The organism is Martinezella sp. CNPSo 3795, from assembly GCF_057784475.1.
In genome coordinates, this window is sequence record NZ_JBXSOQ010000009.1 from 123847 (window position 1) to 138253 (window position 14407).

General features: G+C 59.2%; 14 protein-coding genes and 1 tRNA gene. 6 read left to right on the forward strand and 9 right to left on the reverse strand.

The window, feature by feature from the left end; translation table 11 throughout:
* Positions 1–79 precede the first annotated feature (79 nt).
* Positions 80–889, forward strand: coding sequence for a phytanoyl-CoA dioxygenase family protein (locus AC13QY_RS23140; RefSeq protein WP_113352685.1), 810 nt, complete (start codon positions 80–82; stop codon positions 887–889).
* Between the two features lie 141 nt (positions 890–1030).
* Here the strand turns inward: AC13QY_RS23140 and tig are convergent, their stop codons facing one another.
* From tig to AC13QY_RS23160, 4 genes are all read right to left on the reverse strand, one after another.
* The gene (gene tig, locus AC13QY_RS23145; RefSeq protein ID WP_113333686.1) at positions 1031–2521 is read right to left on the reverse strand and encodes a trigger factor; all 1491 of its coding nucleotides are present in this window, start codon (positions 2519–2521) and stop codon (positions 1031–1033) included.
* A 279-nt stretch (positions 2522–2800) separates the two neighbouring features.
* Positions 2801–2885 (reverse strand) — tRNA-Leu (locus tag AC13QY_RS23150).
* Positions 2886–3030: 145 nt separating this feature from the next.
* The gene (locus AC13QY_RS23155; RefSeq protein ID WP_113333684.1) at positions 3031–3645 is read right to left on the reverse strand and encodes a GDYXXLXY domain-containing protein; all 615 of its coding nucleotides are present in this window, start codon (positions 3643–3645) and stop codon (positions 3031–3033) included.
* A complete protein-coding gene (locus AC13QY_RS23160; RefSeq protein ID WP_113352614.1) occupies positions 3642–4781 on the reverse strand; it encodes a DUF2157 domain-containing protein in 1140 nt (379 codons plus the stop codon). Before AC13QY_RS23160 ends, AC13QY_RS23155 begins: the two co-directional genes overlap by 4 nt.
* Before the next feature lie 874 nt (positions 4782–5655).
* Here AC13QY_RS23160 and AC13QY_RS23165 point away from each other — a divergent pair.
* The 4 genes from AC13QY_RS23165 (at position 5656) to trmFO (ending at position 8438) form a co-directional block, all read left to right on the forward strand.
* Entirely contained in the window at positions 5656–5802 is a 147-nt protein-coding gene (locus AC13QY_RS23165; protein WP_081615319.1) for a DUF1127 domain-containing protein, read from the forward strand.
* A gap of 302 nt (positions 5803–6104) precedes the next feature.
* Entirely contained in the window at positions 6105–6248 is a 144-nt protein-coding gene (locus tag AC13QY_RS23170) for a DUF1127 domain-containing protein (protein ID WP_069611985.1), read from the forward strand.
* Between the two features lie 279 nt (positions 6249–6527).
* Entirely contained in the window at positions 6528–6884 is a 357-nt protein-coding gene (locus AC13QY_RS23175; protein WP_113352616.1) for a VOC family protein, read from the forward strand.
* Between the two features lie 117 nt (positions 6885–7001).
* Positions 7002–8438: a methylenetetrahydrofolate--tRNA-(uracil(54)-C(5))-methyltransferase (FADH(2)-oxidizing) TrmFO gene (trmFO, locus tag AC13QY_RS23180; RefSeq protein WP_113352617.1), complete on the forward strand. Its 1437-nt coding sequence runs from the start codon at positions 7002–7004 to the stop codon at positions 8436–8438.
* Between the two features lie 20 nt (positions 8439–8458).
* On the opposite strand, the gene AC13QY_RS23185 is transcribed toward trmFO, so the two are convergent.
* The 5 genes from AC13QY_RS23185 to yajC form a co-directional block, all read right to left on the reverse strand.
* Complete coding sequence (locus AC13QY_RS23185; RefSeq protein WP_113352618.1) at positions 8459–8920, reverse strand: hypothetical protein; 462 nt, start codon at positions 8918–8920, stop codon at positions 8459–8461.
* A gap of 75 nt (positions 8921–8995) precedes the next feature.
* Positions 8996–9856: a phytoene/squalene synthase family protein gene (locus AC13QY_RS23190; RefSeq protein ID WP_113352619.1), complete on the reverse strand. Its 861-nt coding sequence runs from the start codon at positions 9854–9856 to the stop codon at positions 8996–8998.
* Positions 9857–9873: 17 nt separating this feature from the next.
* Positions 9874–10260, reverse strand: coding sequence for an Mth938-like domain-containing protein (locus tag AC13QY_RS23195; protein ID WP_113352620.1), 387 nt, complete (start codon positions 10258–10260; stop codon positions 9874–9876).
* 4 nt (positions 10261–10264) lie between these two features.
* Positions 10265–12808 (reverse strand): protein translocase subunit SecDF, encoded by a 2544-nt coding sequence (gene secDF, locus AC13QY_RS23200; protein ID WP_488493953.1) that lies wholly within the window; start codon positions 12806–12808, stop codon positions 10265–10267.
* Between the two features lie 159 nt (positions 12809–12967).
* On the reverse strand, positions 12968–13315 hold the full coding sequence (gene yajC, locus AC13QY_RS23205) for a preprotein translocase subunit YajC (protein ID WP_047634659.1): 348 nt from the start codon (positions 13313–13315) through the stop codon (positions 12968–12970).
* Positions 13316–13521: 206 nt separating this feature from the next.
* On the opposite strand from yajC, the gene AC13QY_RS23210 reads away from it, so the two are divergent.
* Complete coding sequence (locus tag AC13QY_RS23210) at positions 13522–14394, forward strand: ATP-binding protein (protein ID WP_069612289.1); 873 nt, start codon at positions 13522–13524, stop codon at positions 14392–14394.
* Positions 14395–14407 lie beyond the last annotated feature (13 nt).

A 14407-nucleotide genomic window follows, 5' to 3' on the forward strand; every position in this document is an offset into this window, starting at 1 on the left:
GCGGGTAGGTCTTTGCCGAAACAGCCGTGATGCCCGCACAGGAAGGGTGAAAAACGGCGCGATGATCGAGAGAGATTTCATGCCATCCCAAAAACAGTATCCGGCTGCGCTTTCCGACGCGCAGGTGAACGATTTCATTGAACATGGCTTTATACGCATCGATGATGCGTTTTCACAGGAACAGGCTGCCGAAGCCCGCGCCATCATGTGGCGCGATATTCCATGTCGCGAGCACGATCCGGCAAGTTGGAGATTTCCGGTCGTGAGGCTGCCAGGCTATGGCGGCGAGCCATTCCGTGCCATCGCTAATATGCCCATTTTGCACGCTGCTTTCGATCAACTGGTCGGGCGTGGGCGATGGCTGCCAAGAGATGGGCTTGGGACCTTCCCCGTGCGTTTCCCGCATCCGGACGATCCCGGCGACGCCGGCTGGCATGTCGACCTCAGCTTTCCTGGGGACGATTGCGATCCGAATGAGCAAAGCGACTTCTCCGCCTGGCGCGTGAATGTCACCTCGCGAGGGCGCGCTCTGCTTACGCTATTCCTGTTTTCCGATGTTGGCGAAGACGATGCGCCGACCCGCATCCGCGTCAGCTCTCACATGGATATGGCGCGCTATCTCGAGCCTGCCGGAGAGCACGGGCGTTCTCATATGATGCTCGAGCAGATGGGAGCCGACCGCCCTCACGCACTGGCAACGGGAAAGGCTGGTACGGTCTACATCTGCCATCCCTTCATAATCCACGCCGCCCAGAAGCATCGAGGCGCCACGCCGCGATTTATGGCGCAGCCTTCGATCGGCCTTGCTGAGCCCTATCGATTGGAACGGCCGGATAATGCCTATAGCCCGGTCGAGACAGCCATTCGCCGCGCTTTGGGTAAGGAATAATCGCGCCGAACTGATTGCTGATAGCCTGGGGCCTCTCGCCCCAGCCCTCTCTCCGCTTGCGGGGAGAGGAAGCATTATGACGAAACAACAAAAGCCCCACCGTTTCCGGTAGGGCTCAATGTCAGTCCAGAAGAAAGACGATTATTCGGCGCTGTCTTCAGCAGCCTTCTTCTTCGGAGCGGCCTTCTTCTTCGGAGCCGCTGCTTCTTCGCCTTCAGCGGCAGCTTCGGTTGCTTCAGCCTTGGCAGCAGCCTTCTTCTTCGGAGCGGCCTTCTTGGCAGCCGGCTTGTCTTCTTCTTCGTCGTCAGCCAGCAGCGCTTCCTTGGAAACGGTCTTGTCCGTGACGTTGACCTCGGTCAGCAGATGGTCGATGACCTTTTCTTCGAAGATCGGGGCGCGCAGGTTGGCGGAGGCGCCCGGCGTCTTGCGGAAGAATTCGAGGATTTCCTTTTCCTGGCCCGGGAACTGCTGGAGCTGTGCGTAGAGAGCGCGCTGCAGTTCGTCTTCGCTGACTTCGACGCCGGCCTTTTCGCCGATTTCGGAGAGAACGAGGCCGAGGCGAACGCGACGCTCGGCGAGCTTGCGGTATTCCTCGCGAGCCTTTTCTTCGGTCGTGTCTTCGTCTTCGAAGGTCTTGCCAGATTCGCTGAGATCGGTTTCGATCTGGCGCCAGATGCTGGCGAATTCGGCGTCGACGAGCTTCTGCGGCGTGTCGAACTGATACATTTCGTCGAGCTGGTCGAGGATCTGACGCTTGACTTTCTGGCGGGTGACAGAGCCGTACTGGCTTTCGATCTGACCGCGAACGATCTCCTTCAGGCGATCGGCGGATTCGATGCCGAGCTTGGAAGCGAGTTCGTCGTTGATTTCGATTTCACCGGGAGCTGCAACTTCCTTGACGTTGATGTCGAAGGTGGCTTCCTTGCCAGCGAGGTTCTTGGCCGGATAGTCGGCCGGGAAAGTTACGGTGATGACCTTCTCATCGCCAGCCTTGAGGCCGACGAGCTGCTCTTCGAAGCCCGGGATGAAGCGGTTCGAGCCGAGAACGAGCTGTGCGTCTTCGTCCTTGCCGCCGTCGAAGGCAACGCCGTCGACCTTGCCGAGGTAATCGATGGTGACGCGGTCGCCGTTGGCAGCCTTGCCCTTCTTGGTCTCGTAGCTACGAGCGCTTTCAGCGATCTTGAGGATCTGCTCGGTCACTTCGTCTTCACTGATTTCAGCGACTTCGCGGGTAACCTTGATGCCATTGACCGGCTTCAGTTCGATCGCCGGGATGACTTCATAAGACAGCGTGAATTCGAAATCGGCCTGAGCGGAGAGGATCTTTTCTGCCTCGTCCTGGTCTTCCGTCATCGCGATTTCCGGCTGGGTGGCCGACTTCTCGCCGCGCTCGGTCAGGATCGCCGGCGGCTGGTCGCGAACGATTTCGTTGACGAGGTCAGCCATGATCGACTTGCCGTAGACCTTCTTCAGGTGCGAGACCGGAACCTTGCCCGGACGGAAGCCGTTGATGCGGACCTTGTCCTTGACCTCGGCCAGGCGCTCGTTCATGCGCACTTCCATGTCCTTGGCCGGGATGACCACCTTGATTTCGCGCTTCAGCCCTTCAGCGAGCGTTTCGATAACCTGCATTGTCCTACCTTCATTCATGGCGGCCGTGCCCAGCCTGCCGTTCGTTTCGATGAGCACGACGCCGGAAAATCCCGAGCGTGGCTTGGATGCAATTCTCTTTCATCTTGCAAGAGCGCCGCGCCTTCGAATGAACGCGCAAAAGGCAGCTCTATCCCGTCACGAGCCAAAACATCTTATCCACTTTCCTCATCGAAAGCGGGATGCTTTGGGCAAGATGCGCGTCCTGCGGCATATCGGAAGACAGGCTTCGTGAGCCTCCCCCCGTCCACAAGACAGTGTTGGTGCGGGTAGAGAGACTTGAACTCCCACGCCTTGCGGCACCAGAACCTAAATCTGGCGTGTCTACCAATTTCACCATACCCGCGTTCCCAAAACCGCATGGCGATGCCTGCCCATGGGGCCTTCCGGAGCGCGGCGTCTCTATATCACCCGTTTTAAACCACGCAAAGGAAAAATGACGGCTCCGCGACAACGCTTAAAGCTTATCGGAGCCATTAGCGCAGATATCGTCAGTAAAGCGGCTCCTCGTAGACGGATTTGCCGTCTAGAAGCAGGCTTCTGATATGGGCAACGCCATCCGAAGACACCCGCGCCGCAATGGCGACGCGATTGGCGTTGCGGGCGCTTTCGATATCGTGTCCCTGCCCTTCGGGCACGTAGTAGCGCTCGATGCCATAAGCGACCCCGACAATCGCCTGCGACGGGTCGGCGGCATCGCCATAGAAAACATAGTCGACAGGCAAGCTTTTGAGCACGACCGTATCGGGCTTCGGATCGAGCTTTCCAAATGATGATTCGACGATCCCCCAGTAACCGTCGTCCTGCTTCTTCAGGCGAACGGACAATAGCGCGCCACTTCGGCTCGCTTTCGGCGGTCCTTCAACCATCGTCGAGAACGGAACCCGCGAGATGTCGTAGTTTAAGGTCACGTAGTCGCCGCGCAAAAGATCGCGCGGATCGACTGGCGCAGTCTTCAAAAGAATCTCGACGCCGCTCCGCAAGCCCCAGGCCCGCTCGCCAACCATGTAGCCAAGAACCGCCGTCTGCAGAGCGGCAACGACGATAGCGGCAATCCACAGGCGGCGGGAACCCATGCTCAGACTCCTCTCAGCGATATCGGTCATGCCCGCGTCCCCTGCCCGCGATTATCGGAAAAACGCCGTTCCAGCTGGATGACCAGCCAGGCGGCAATCGCCACCAGCAAGCCGGCAACGAGGAAGAACCCGGCCGTGCCGATGATCGAGCCGATCGTCTCGCTGGCGAGGTAAAGAATCTCGCAGGAAAAGACGAAATAGGCCAGATAGCGCACCGCGCCGTTGTCGCGGCCACTGAGCGCGATTGCGATCACGCAACTCGCCAGTGTCGCTGCCGCCACGATGACGAGCGGCAATTTGTCTTCCACCCAGACATTGTTCTCAAAGGACCCGTTGCTGATCTCGGCATGAACCAGGAAGAAGCCGATCGATGCGATCAGAAAGGTGTAGAAGGCCGGCGCGGCACCAGCTGTGCGGGCAAAAGGCATCAGCGGCGACGCGGGAACACTAACGACGAGAAACGCCGCCATGCCGAGAGCGGCAAACAGGATCGCGGTATTCAATCCCTCGTGACGGCCAAATAGCCATGCAAGCCAGCCGACGAGCATGAGATAGGCCAGATGGCGAGCCATGGGCGCATCGACATAGCGGACAAGCACAATCAGGACCATGGCCATCAGAGGCGGCATCCAGGGCATGATCCCATACCATTCGTCGAGATGCCCCCAGAGATAGGCGCCGCAAAATGCCCAGGCGAGAAAACCGGCGAGCCCGACCTGCGCCGAGGAACGAAACAACGCCGCAACAATGCAGGCCGCGGCGAACCAGACGAGCATCATTCTGAGCTCGTCGCCGGACAGATTGTACATCTGACCCACCAGCCCCATGGCGCCGCCGAAACTCAAGGTGCCGAGGATCAACATTGCGGCGGCGAGGATGGAGCGACCCTGAGCTAATAAATATGCCGCCGCGAGATAGAAGGCCCATATCATCGCAACCAGCCCCAGCAGACGGGCAATTCTCGGAAGAGCCTCCCAGTTTGCGGAGATGAACAGCAAGATGGCAAGGCCGAGAAGCACGGCGGCGATGATGGTCAGCACCCGGCCAGCGCTGAAACTCGTCTGACGACCGTCATACTCGCTGAGGATGGCTTTCGCCGTCCCCGCGTCGACCAGCCCCTTGTCGGTCCAGATCTTGAGATCCCGCTCCAGCCTTCCCCTGTACATGCCCGGCTCCCCTCGCTGCGATTCTGCTCGCGACAGAGTTAGCACAAATCGCCGCCCAATCGATGCGAGCCGAGCGTTCTGGCAGAGGCTTCGGCTCACAGGAATGTGTGCCATATTAATACGGAATTAAGGGATCATGCAGTATCCTGACGGCCGGTAAAGAGATACCAACTAAAGATATGCGCGCAGCTCATGCCTCCCATGAAATTATTGCGCTGCACAAATTCGAAAAGTCATACTATTTATCAAACAACAAGACGGCGGTGGCGCGCCGGACCGATGCAGATCGGACCAAGCCTGGGGATAGCATCCCGACACGATATTCGGAGCCGCACACTCCTCCTCCCAGTGCGCTTCGATAGATTGACGACACTCCTCCTCCCAGTCGTCAATCATCTCAAATGACGCCCACCGCATCCTCCTCCCGCGGTGGGCGTTGTTTTTTACCCACCTAAATCGGTTTATGCTGAACGGATGCCCATGCCGGCTATCGGCCGGCAATTGCCAGTATGGGGAAGAGTCTTAAGCTCACTTCTGAACCGCCGCACGGCAGTTCGCGGCAACATCGGCCCCTCCAAAATAGCAGGGCTGGCGAAAAGATGGCTAAAAGCGGGCGGCTACCGGCAAACACTTCGGAATGGCTGACACTGGCGCGGAATTGACTTACGGCGACTGACCAGCTTTGGCCGCGATATGCACACAAAGCAGCCACCATCTTAGGCAAAGCCCCCACAAGACTTGCGCGTTATGCATAGGTGGCATGAAGCTTTCGCGCTTTTAGTTTTCGCGGCGCAGCATATATTTAAATCCATTAGATCGACGACGGAACCAATCACGGAACTGCTCGATCCCTTGATCCTCGAAAGGGACTACAATGAACCTGACCCGCTCTTTCAACAACTGGCGCAAGTATCGTCAGACCGTTAACGAACTCGGCCGCATGAGCGCTCGTGAACTGCACGACCTCGGCATCGACCGCGCCGACATCCATCGCGTTGCTCGCGAAGCCACCGGCCGCTAATCGCCGGATAGGCTTCGCCACTCGCGAAAGCCTCTCAACGCCCGTTGCGGACCTCCGCGGCGGGCGTTCTTTTTTGCCTCCCGACTGAGCAAGCGCAGCATAACCGATCCGCCGCGAGCTATTCCTTATCTGCAAAGCACACAAATTTTGAGCATCGACTGCTTTTTGGGCGTCATATTGCACAAATGCATAGCAGACGCATCTTCTTTGCACTGCACAATCAACCTCTTCGCGCCTATATAGAGTGCAAGCGCTGAGGCGGTAATCACACCGCCCGCAAACAAGATACCGAGGAAAAAATCATGAACCCGATTCGCATTGCAAAGAACTGGATCAGCTACCGCCGCACTCTGAACGAACTTGGCAACCTCTCCAGCCAGACCCTTTCGGACATCGGCGTCAGCCGCTACGAAATTCGCAACATCGCTGCTCGTTCTTTCCGTTAATAGAAACGGACTGGCAGACTGCTTCAAGACGGCGCCTTTGGCGCCGTTTTTGATTCCGGCGATTGGGTCGCCGTATTACTTTAATCGACTCGCAGAGTTTCAGTTGATCACCGGCGAACCGCTCACCCTTACCGGACATCAATGCTGCCACTCGTCCAGCCTCGCAGCAGCCCGTGCACAGCAGGCGAAGATAGCCCCTGCCGCCATCACGCGCGGTATTGGAACGGAACCGCCGGTTTCTCATTTACAGGTGGAGATCTTTTAGCAGGGAGGCGGAGAATGCAAATCCAAGGAATTTACGCCGCGCTCGCGACGGCCAGCATGGACAGGGCGGAAACGTTCTATACTCAACTTTTCGACCGAGGACCTGACGATCGTCCCATGGATGGGTTGATCCAATGGCGCAATGTCGCAGGCGCGAACATTCAAATCTTCCATGATAGGGAGAATGCGGGGCACGGCAGACTAACCATTGTGGTGCCGAAAATGGATGAAGCCCGCAAATTGCTCGAAGACTTTGGCGTAAAGCTCACGGGTGAATCGCAAGGCAACTATGGAAAGATCGCCCAATTGATTGACCCGGACGGAAACCGCATCACTCTTGCAGAACCGCCCTCAAGACCTTTCGATAGGTAGCTCGCACTAAGCTGGCGGACCAGAGACTAAGTTTGCCGTAAGACCGCTGCGCAGTTTTGAGCGGCATGCTTTAGCAAAGCATTGGATCGCCGGCCTGCCCGTGATAATGACGCGCGCATGACACAGATCACTTCTTACTCCCCTATCCACGTCATCGGTGGCGGCCTCGCCGGCTCGGAAGCCGCATGGCAGATCGCCAATGCCGGCGTTCCGGTCATTCTGCATGAAATGCGCGGCGTGCGCGGCACCGAAGCACACAAGACGGACGATCTTGCCGAGTTGGTGTGCTCCAATTCGTTCCGCTCCGACGATGCCACCAGCAATGCTGTCGGCGTCATCCATGCGGAAATGCGCATGGCGGGTTCGCTTATCATGGCATGCGCGGATAAGCATCAGGTACCGGCCGGCGGAGCGCTTGCTGTCGATCGGGACGGCTTCTCGGCAGCCGTGACGCAGGCGATTGCAAATCATCCGCTGATCACCGTCGTCCGTGAAGAAATCCAGGGGCTGCCGCCCAGGGAATGGGACCAGGCAATCATCGCCACCGGCCCACTGACCGCGCCCGCGCTTGCCAGCGCCATCCAGGCTGAAACCGGAACGGATGCGCTCGCCTTTTTCGATGCCATCGCGCCGATCGTCTATCGCGACAGCATCAACATGGACATTTGCTGGTATCAGTCGCGCTACGACAAGGTCGGCCCCGGCGGCACCGGCAAGGATTATATCAACTGCCCGATGGACGAGGCCCAATACAATGCCTTCGTCGATGCCCTGATCGCCGGCGACGCCGTCGGCTTCAAGGAATGGGAAGGCACGCCCTATTTCGACGGCTGCCTGCCGATCGAAGTCATGGCGGAGCGCGGACGCGAAACACTGCGCCACGGGCCGATGAAGCCGATGGGGCTCACCAATGCCCATAATCCCACGGTCAAGGCCTATGCCGTCGTACAGCTGCGCCAGGATAATGCGCTCGGCACGCTCTATAACATGGTCGGTTTCCAGACCAAGCTGAAATACGGCGCGCAGGCGGAGATCTTCCGCCTGATTCCCGGCCTCGAAAATGCAGAATTCGCCCGCCTCGGCGGCCTGCACCGCAATACCTACATCAACTCGCCGACCCTGCTCGACCGCTCGCTGGTCTTGAAGTCGCGCCCGGGCCTGCGTTTCGCCGGCCAGATCACAGGCTGCGAAGGCTATGTCGAGAGCGCCAGCATCGGCCTGCTCGCCGGCCGCTTCGCAGCAGCCGAGCGCAAAGGCGAAGCGCCTTTGCTGCCTCCGGATACGACAGCGCTCGGCTCATTGCTGAACCACATCACCGGCGGCCACATCGTCTCCGACGAGGAGCCGGGCAAACGCTCCTTCCAGCCCATGAACATCAATTTCGGGCTTTTCCCGGAGCTGGAGCCGGGTTCGATCGTCAAGCCGGAAGGCGTCAAGCGCTTTCGCGGCAAGGACAAGACCATCATGAAGCGCCAGCTCATCGCCAAGCGTGCGCTTGCCGATTGCGCCGGATGGCTCGGCTTGCCTGCACCCGTATTCGCGGAAAGCGCCTGACTTTAGCGCTTTCGTGATCTTCAGCTTGTTGCCGGCGGCGCGTGGTGCTCGAGCTTCGCGTCCTCGCCGGCGACATAGTTGCCGAGCAGCCAGAGCGAGACCTCAGCAGCTTCCGTCGGTGTCTTGAATTCGAATGTGCCGTTGTGGTGGGGCACATCCAGAAAATCGACGATTAAGCCGCGTCCGGTTGCCGACATCTTGGCACGCGCCCTGCCCGGCTCGATCAGATGGACGCTGAAATGATTGCGCACATTGCGCATGAACCCCGCCTTGTCGTCATGCAGACGCACGAAGACCGCCTGCCCGTCGGCGGTCGTCTGCAGCTGGCGAATGGCCTCCGTCGGAAAAGCGCGGCCGAATTCCAGAATCGCAAGGCCGGTATCGTGCAGGCCGTCTTCCTTGTTCTGCGATGCCATGCGCGTCGCGTAATAGGCAATGAAGATGACAATCGCAAACAGTATGCACCAGACGACAATACCCACGGCAGATCCCCCTGAAATGCAAATCAAGTGCCGCCATCTCCATAGACGCCGAGACTTGCGCGAGCTTGGTGTATTTTAGATTTTCTTTGTGATCGACGCTATCGCCATGCGCAGCTGCCGGCGCCATTGCGGCAGCACCAGGGATTGATCGAAGATGCCGACTCCGAGCTTCTGTGCCTTCTGCAACACAGGCTCGGCCAAGGTGACAAGCAGAAACGCCGGGAATACGGCCTGCGGTATGGCGCCTGCCGCCCTCGCCTTGGCGAGATGCTCGCGACCGAGACCGGCGAAGGCCTCGATCGCCGCCGAAATGCGTGGCTTGTCCTCGCCGGCGAGAAAACCGTCGCGATCGAGCCCGGTTGCCGCCAGGATCTCCAGCGGTAGATAGAGCTGGCCGCGATGGCGGTGCAGCGGCATCAGGAGCAGCAGACCGGCAATCGCCTGCGCAACGCCGGCATGGCCGGCGGCATCGGCGGAGCGCTTCGCCTCATCGGCGGACAGGACCAGGCTTGCAAGCTGGATAAGGGCCGAAGCCGTCTCACCAGCATAGCCTTCCAGACTGCTGCGGCTTTCCATGGGATCATCGTAGAGATCGAATATGCGCGCATCGATCATGTCGATCAGCGTCTGGCGCGGCAGGCGATACTCTTCAATCGCAGTGAGAAGTTCGGAAGCCAGCGGATTGGCCTCACTCGAGCCGTGGGACTGCCCTTCGAGGAGATCGCGCCAGTATTGCATCCGCACTTCGCCTGGCAGCGGCTCATGCACGAGATCGCGTACGCGCGCCAGCTCGGCGTTGAAGGCATAGAGCGCGGCAAGTGCCGGGCGCTTATCCTCCGGTGCCAGCAGGCAGGCGAGATAGCGATCGCGATCGGTGTCGCGAAGCGTAGCGAGGCAGATGTCCCGGTTGCTCCGAGGCGCAGCTGGTGTTGTCATACGCTTGGATCCGAAGGTCAGACGGCGATTAGCGCCGCGGCCACGGCACGCGATTCGGAAAGCATGATGTTGAAGGTGCGCACCGCTGCCCCCGTGCTCATCGGGTCGGAGGAAATCTGCTTTCCACGCAGGGCGGCCTTCAGCTCGGCGGGAAGCGGGTGCAGCTCCATGCCGGTGCCGACGAGCAGCACTTCAATCTCGGCGGCTTCATCGAGAACCTTCTGGAAGCGATCCGGCGTCAGCGCATCGCCCTGCAGCATGTCCCAGCCGTAGATGCCCGAAGGCAGGCACAACAGCGAACCGCGATGCGACATGTCGGCGAAGCGAAAGCCGCCATTGCCGTAAGCATCGATCGGTGCGCGTCCGGGGAAATGCGCGTTTCGGATTTCTATACCTTTAGCCACTGTATCACACCGCTGGTTTGCCTGACTGGATATCGCCGGCCGCGGGTCCATTGCTTTCGCCGCCGGTCTGAAACTTGTCCGGCCGCAGCTTGAACAGGATCAGCACGGGCGCCGCAATATAAATCGACGAAAAAGTGCCGACAGCGACGCCGAAAAGCAGAACGAAGGTGAAGGCACGGATCACCTCGCCGCCGAAGATGTAGAGGGCAAACAGCGCCAAAAGCGTCGTCGCCGATGTCAGAATGGTACGAGATAGTGTCTGATTGATGGAAGCATCGATCAAAATCGGCAGCGGCATCTGCGAATAGCGCTTCAGATTCTCGCGCATGCGATCATAGACAACAACCGTGTCGTTCAGCGAGTAGCCGACCATGGTGAGGATCGCGGCGATGCTCGTCATGTTGAATTCCATGCCTGATAGCACGAAGAGGCCGAGCGTCAGGATGACATCGTGTAGAGTCGCAATGATCGCGCCGACGGCAAATTGCCATTCGAACCGTACCCATATGTAGATCAGGATTGCCGCCAGGGCCGCAAGGACGGCAAGGGAAGCCGTAGTGGTGATCTCGCCCGATACGGCTGGACCGACCACTTCGACGCGGGCGAAATTGTAATCCTTGCTCAGCTCGTCCTGAACGAGCGAGACGGCGGATTGTTCGGCGTTTTCACCGCCCTCCTGAGCATGAACGCGAACCACTGCGCCAAGACGATCGGCGAGCCGTTCGACGCGCACGTCGCCCGGAATGACGGCGTCAAGACGGGTTTGAATGTCGACGGGATCTGCAACGCCCTGTTTGGCCCGGACCTCGATGATCGATCCGCCGGCAAAATCGATGCCGAGGTGCATGCCGACCGTCGCGAAGGCAATGAGAGTGACGACCGAAAGAGCCGCAGAGACCGTAAAAGTATAGCGGCGGATGCCCATGAAGCGGATATTGGCATTGTCGAAAATGCCGCTGCGCACACCAACAAGCAAAGTGCGCGGCTTGCGGCGCGAGATCCACATATTCACCAGCGACCGTGTGACGAAGCAGGAAGTGAAGAAGGTGGTGACGACACCCACCATCAACGTGGCGGCAAAGCCGCGCACCGCGCCGGTGCTTGCATAAAAGAGAATGGCCGCGACGATCAGAACCGTCAGATTGGCGTCGGCGACGGTCGCAGCTGCCCGGTTGAAGCCGTGGCGCAGCGCATCGACGAGAAGATGGGTCTTCCTCTCCTCTTCGCGCACGCGCTCGTAGATCAGCACCAGCGCATCGAGACCAATGCCGATAATGAGGACGATGGCAGCGACACCCGGCAGGGTGAGCGTAATGCCGAGCAGGCCCATGAGGGCCGCGACCATGATCATGTTGATGACGAGCGAGATGGTCGCGATGATGCCGAGCAAGCGGTAGAAGCCGATCATCAGGGCCGCAACGAAGACAGCGGCCGCAATGCAGGCAATCAGACCATAATGCGCCGTTTCGCCGCCAAGGCCCGGCTGAATGGTGCGCTCTTCGACCGTCGTCAGGGTTGCCGGCAGCGGACCGCTCTTGATCATGACGGTTAGATCCTGCGCGCCCTGGGCGGTGAAATCTCCGGGAACGTCGATCTCGCCTGTTGCGATGACCGTCTTCAGAGAGGCAGTGGAGATGACCTGATCGTCAAGCACGACGACGATGATCTTGCCGAGATTGCTGGCCGTCGATTGCGCGAAGCGGTGAGTTGCCTCCGGCGTCAGCTTGACGGAAACGGTGCCTTCGCCTTTCTGATTGTCAACGACCGCGATGGCATCGGAAAAATCGACGTTCGAGAGCAGTGGCTGCCGCTGTACGAGATAGCCAACGGGCGGATCATCTTCGGAAAATAGCACGTCGGATCCGGCCGGCGGCTGCTTGTCCATGGCGTCCTGAACCGACATCGACTGATCGATCAGGCGGAAGCTGAGCTTAGCTGGCTGGCCGAGAAGGTTTTTCAGCCGCTGCGCATCGGCAAGGTCGGGCACCTGAACGATGATACGATCGGATCCCTGCCGGCGGATCAGTGGTTCTCCAACACCGAGTTGCGCGATACGGGCATGAATGACCTTGATCGCGCGTGCGATCGCCGATGAGACATGGCTGTTGATATCCGCATCGGTGATATCGAGCGTCAGCGCACCATTGTCACCTTGGGACAGAACAACGGACGGCTGATCGGATCCCGCCGTCAGTGGCCGCAATGCCGTCAAAGCAGCCTGAACCTGCGAGGGATCGCCGATGCGAAGCTGGATTTTTCGGCCGGTGCCGGTGAGGCCCGAATAGGCGACATTGACGGTGCGCAACCGGGTGGCGATATCGCCGACAATGCTTTCCAGGCGATCCTTCTCGACGTCACCCCGTTCGATCTTAAGCAGCAGATGCGATCCGCCGCGAAGATCAAGGCCAAGCTCGATCTTTCGATGTGCCCACCATGCTGGAAACGATGAAAGCGAGCGCTCACCAAGCAGGTTGGGAGCGGCCAGAAGCACGCTCAAGAGAACGACGAACCAGATCAGGGCGGTCTTCCACCAGGAGACGTGCAGCATCGCTCTCTCGAATTAGGGCTTCCCTACCGCGCCCTCCCTTTCGACGGAAAATGCAAAGGGCGCAGTAACACCTTGAATTTGTGCACAGTCCTTCAAGAAAGTCGATCTCGAATTTCGAAGATGCGCAGCGGCGGCAGGCGCCGCCTCTCGGGAGGAGCCTTACGCGGCGTCCGCCTTGACGGGTTCGCCCTTGACGCGAACCTCGGAAATGGCGCTGCGGACAACGCGGATGCGCACGCCTTCAGCGATCTCGACTTCCAGTTCCTTTTCGTCGATGACCTTGGTGACCTTGCCGACGATGCCGCTGGTGACGATCTGATCGCCGCGGCGGATGTTCTTCAGGATCTCGTCACGCTTCTTCGCCTGCGCGCGCTGCGGACGGATGAGGAGGAAATACCAAACGACCATCAGCGGCACAAACAGGATGATCATTTCAAAGCCGGAACCGCCGAAGGCACTCGCGGCCGAATCTGTCGCGCTCTGCGCATATGCGTTGGTGATAAACATCGAGAACTCCCTTGAATTCCGAGCGGGAACGGGCCCCGCGTCAGGTGGCCGGAATATAGTTACGCGTATGGCGAATGCAACAAAAACAGCCGTCAACCGTACCGTTTTCCCGGTCTGTTAGCCTTTCAGCCCCTAAAGGAGCATGATACCCGGCAAGACAGCGCGCGCATTTTACGACTTTCTTGTTCAATATTCAGGAGGAAACGGTGACTGAAGACCAAAACGCCCTGATCCTTGCCGAAGTCCGTCGCCTTGCCGACGCTGTCGAACGTCTGGCCGGCCCGGCCCCTGCCGTCAATGACTGGAATGCCGCCGACTGCTTCGTCTGGGCCCCTGCCCGACTTCATCTGCAACCGGTGCCACGGCCGAACCGTGTGGCGCTGACCCTCATCCGCGGCGTCGATCACGTGCGCGACATTCTGCACGAGAACACGCTTCGTTTTGCCGAAGGTTTCGCCGCCAACAACGTGCTACTGTGGGGCGCGCGCGGCATGGGCAAATCCTCGCTGGTCAAGGCGGTGCATGAAGACGTGCGTCGGGCGACCGGCGTGTCGCTGAAGCTGATCGAAGTGCATCGCGAGGATATTTCCTCGCTGCCGGTGCTGCTCGATATATTGAAGGCAACGCCGCATCGCATCATCATCTTCTGCGACGACCTTTCCTTCGATCATGACGATACCGCCTACAAGTCGCTGAAGGCGGCATTGGACGGCGGCGTCGAAGGTCGGCCTGATAATGTGCTGTTCTATGCCACATCCAACCGTCGCCACCTGCTGCCGCGCCACATGATGGAAAACGAGCAATCGACCGCGATCAATCCCTCGGAAGCCGTTGAGGAAAAGGTATCGCTCTCCGATCGCTTCGGCCTCTGGCTCGGCTTCCACAAGTGCAGCCAGGAAGACTATCTGCAGATGATCGACGCCTATGCCGATCACTTCAAGCTTGATCTCGATCGCGCCCAGATGCATCACGAAGCCTTGGAATGGGCAACGACCCGCGGCGCCCGTTCCGGCCGTGTCGCCTGGCAATATATCCAGGATCTCGCCGGCCGGCTGCGCATCGTGCTGGAGCGTGATTGATCTTCGATCGACA

What these genes read in the sequence shown, in the direction of transcription:
- trmFO (WP_113352617.1), top strand. Translation starts at nt 7,002, where the DNA reads ATGACACAGATCACTTCTTACTCCCCTATCCACGTCATCGGTGGCGGC.
- AC13QY_RS23155 (WP_113333684.1), bottom strand. Translation starts at nt 3,645, where the DNA reads ATGACCGATATCGCTGAGAGGAGTCTGAGCATGGGTTCCCGCCGCCTG.
- secDF (WP_488493953.1), bottom strand. Translation starts at nt 12,808, where the DNA reads ATGCTGCACGTCTCCTGGTGGAAGACCGCCCTGATCTGGTTCGTCGTT.
- AC13QY_RS23140 (WP_113352685.1), top strand. Translation starts at nt 80, where the DNA reads ATGCCATCCCAAAAACAGTATCCGGCTGCGCTTTCCGACGCGCAGGTG.
- AC13QY_RS23165 (WP_081615319.1), top strand. Translation starts at nt 5,656, where the DNA reads ATGAACCTGACCCGCTCTTTCAACAACTGGCGCAAGTATCGTCAGACC.
- AC13QY_RS23160 (WP_113352614.1), bottom strand. Translation starts at nt 4,781, where the DNA reads ATGTACAGGGGAAGGCTGGAGCGGGATCTCAAGATCTGGACCGACAAG.
- AC13QY_RS23190 (WP_113352619.1), bottom strand. Translation starts at nt 9,856, where the DNA reads ATGACAACACCAGCTGCGCCTCGGAGCAACCGGGACATCTGCCTCGCT.
- tig (WP_113333686.1), bottom strand. Translation starts at nt 2,521, where the DNA reads ATGCAGGTTATCGAAACGCTCGCTGAAGGGCTGAAGCGCGAAATCAAG.
- yajC (WP_047634659.1), bottom strand. Translation starts at nt 13,315, where the DNA reads ATGTTTATCACCAACGCATATGCGCAGAGCGCGACAGATTCGGCCGCG.
- AC13QY_RS23170 (WP_069611985.1), top strand. Translation starts at nt 6,105, where the DNA reads ATGAACCCGATTCGCATTGCAAAGAACTGGATCAGCTACCGCCGCACT.
- AC13QY_RS23175 (WP_113352616.1), top strand. Translation starts at nt 6,528, where the DNA reads ATGCAAATCCAAGGAATTTACGCCGCGCTCGCGACGGCCAGCATGGAC.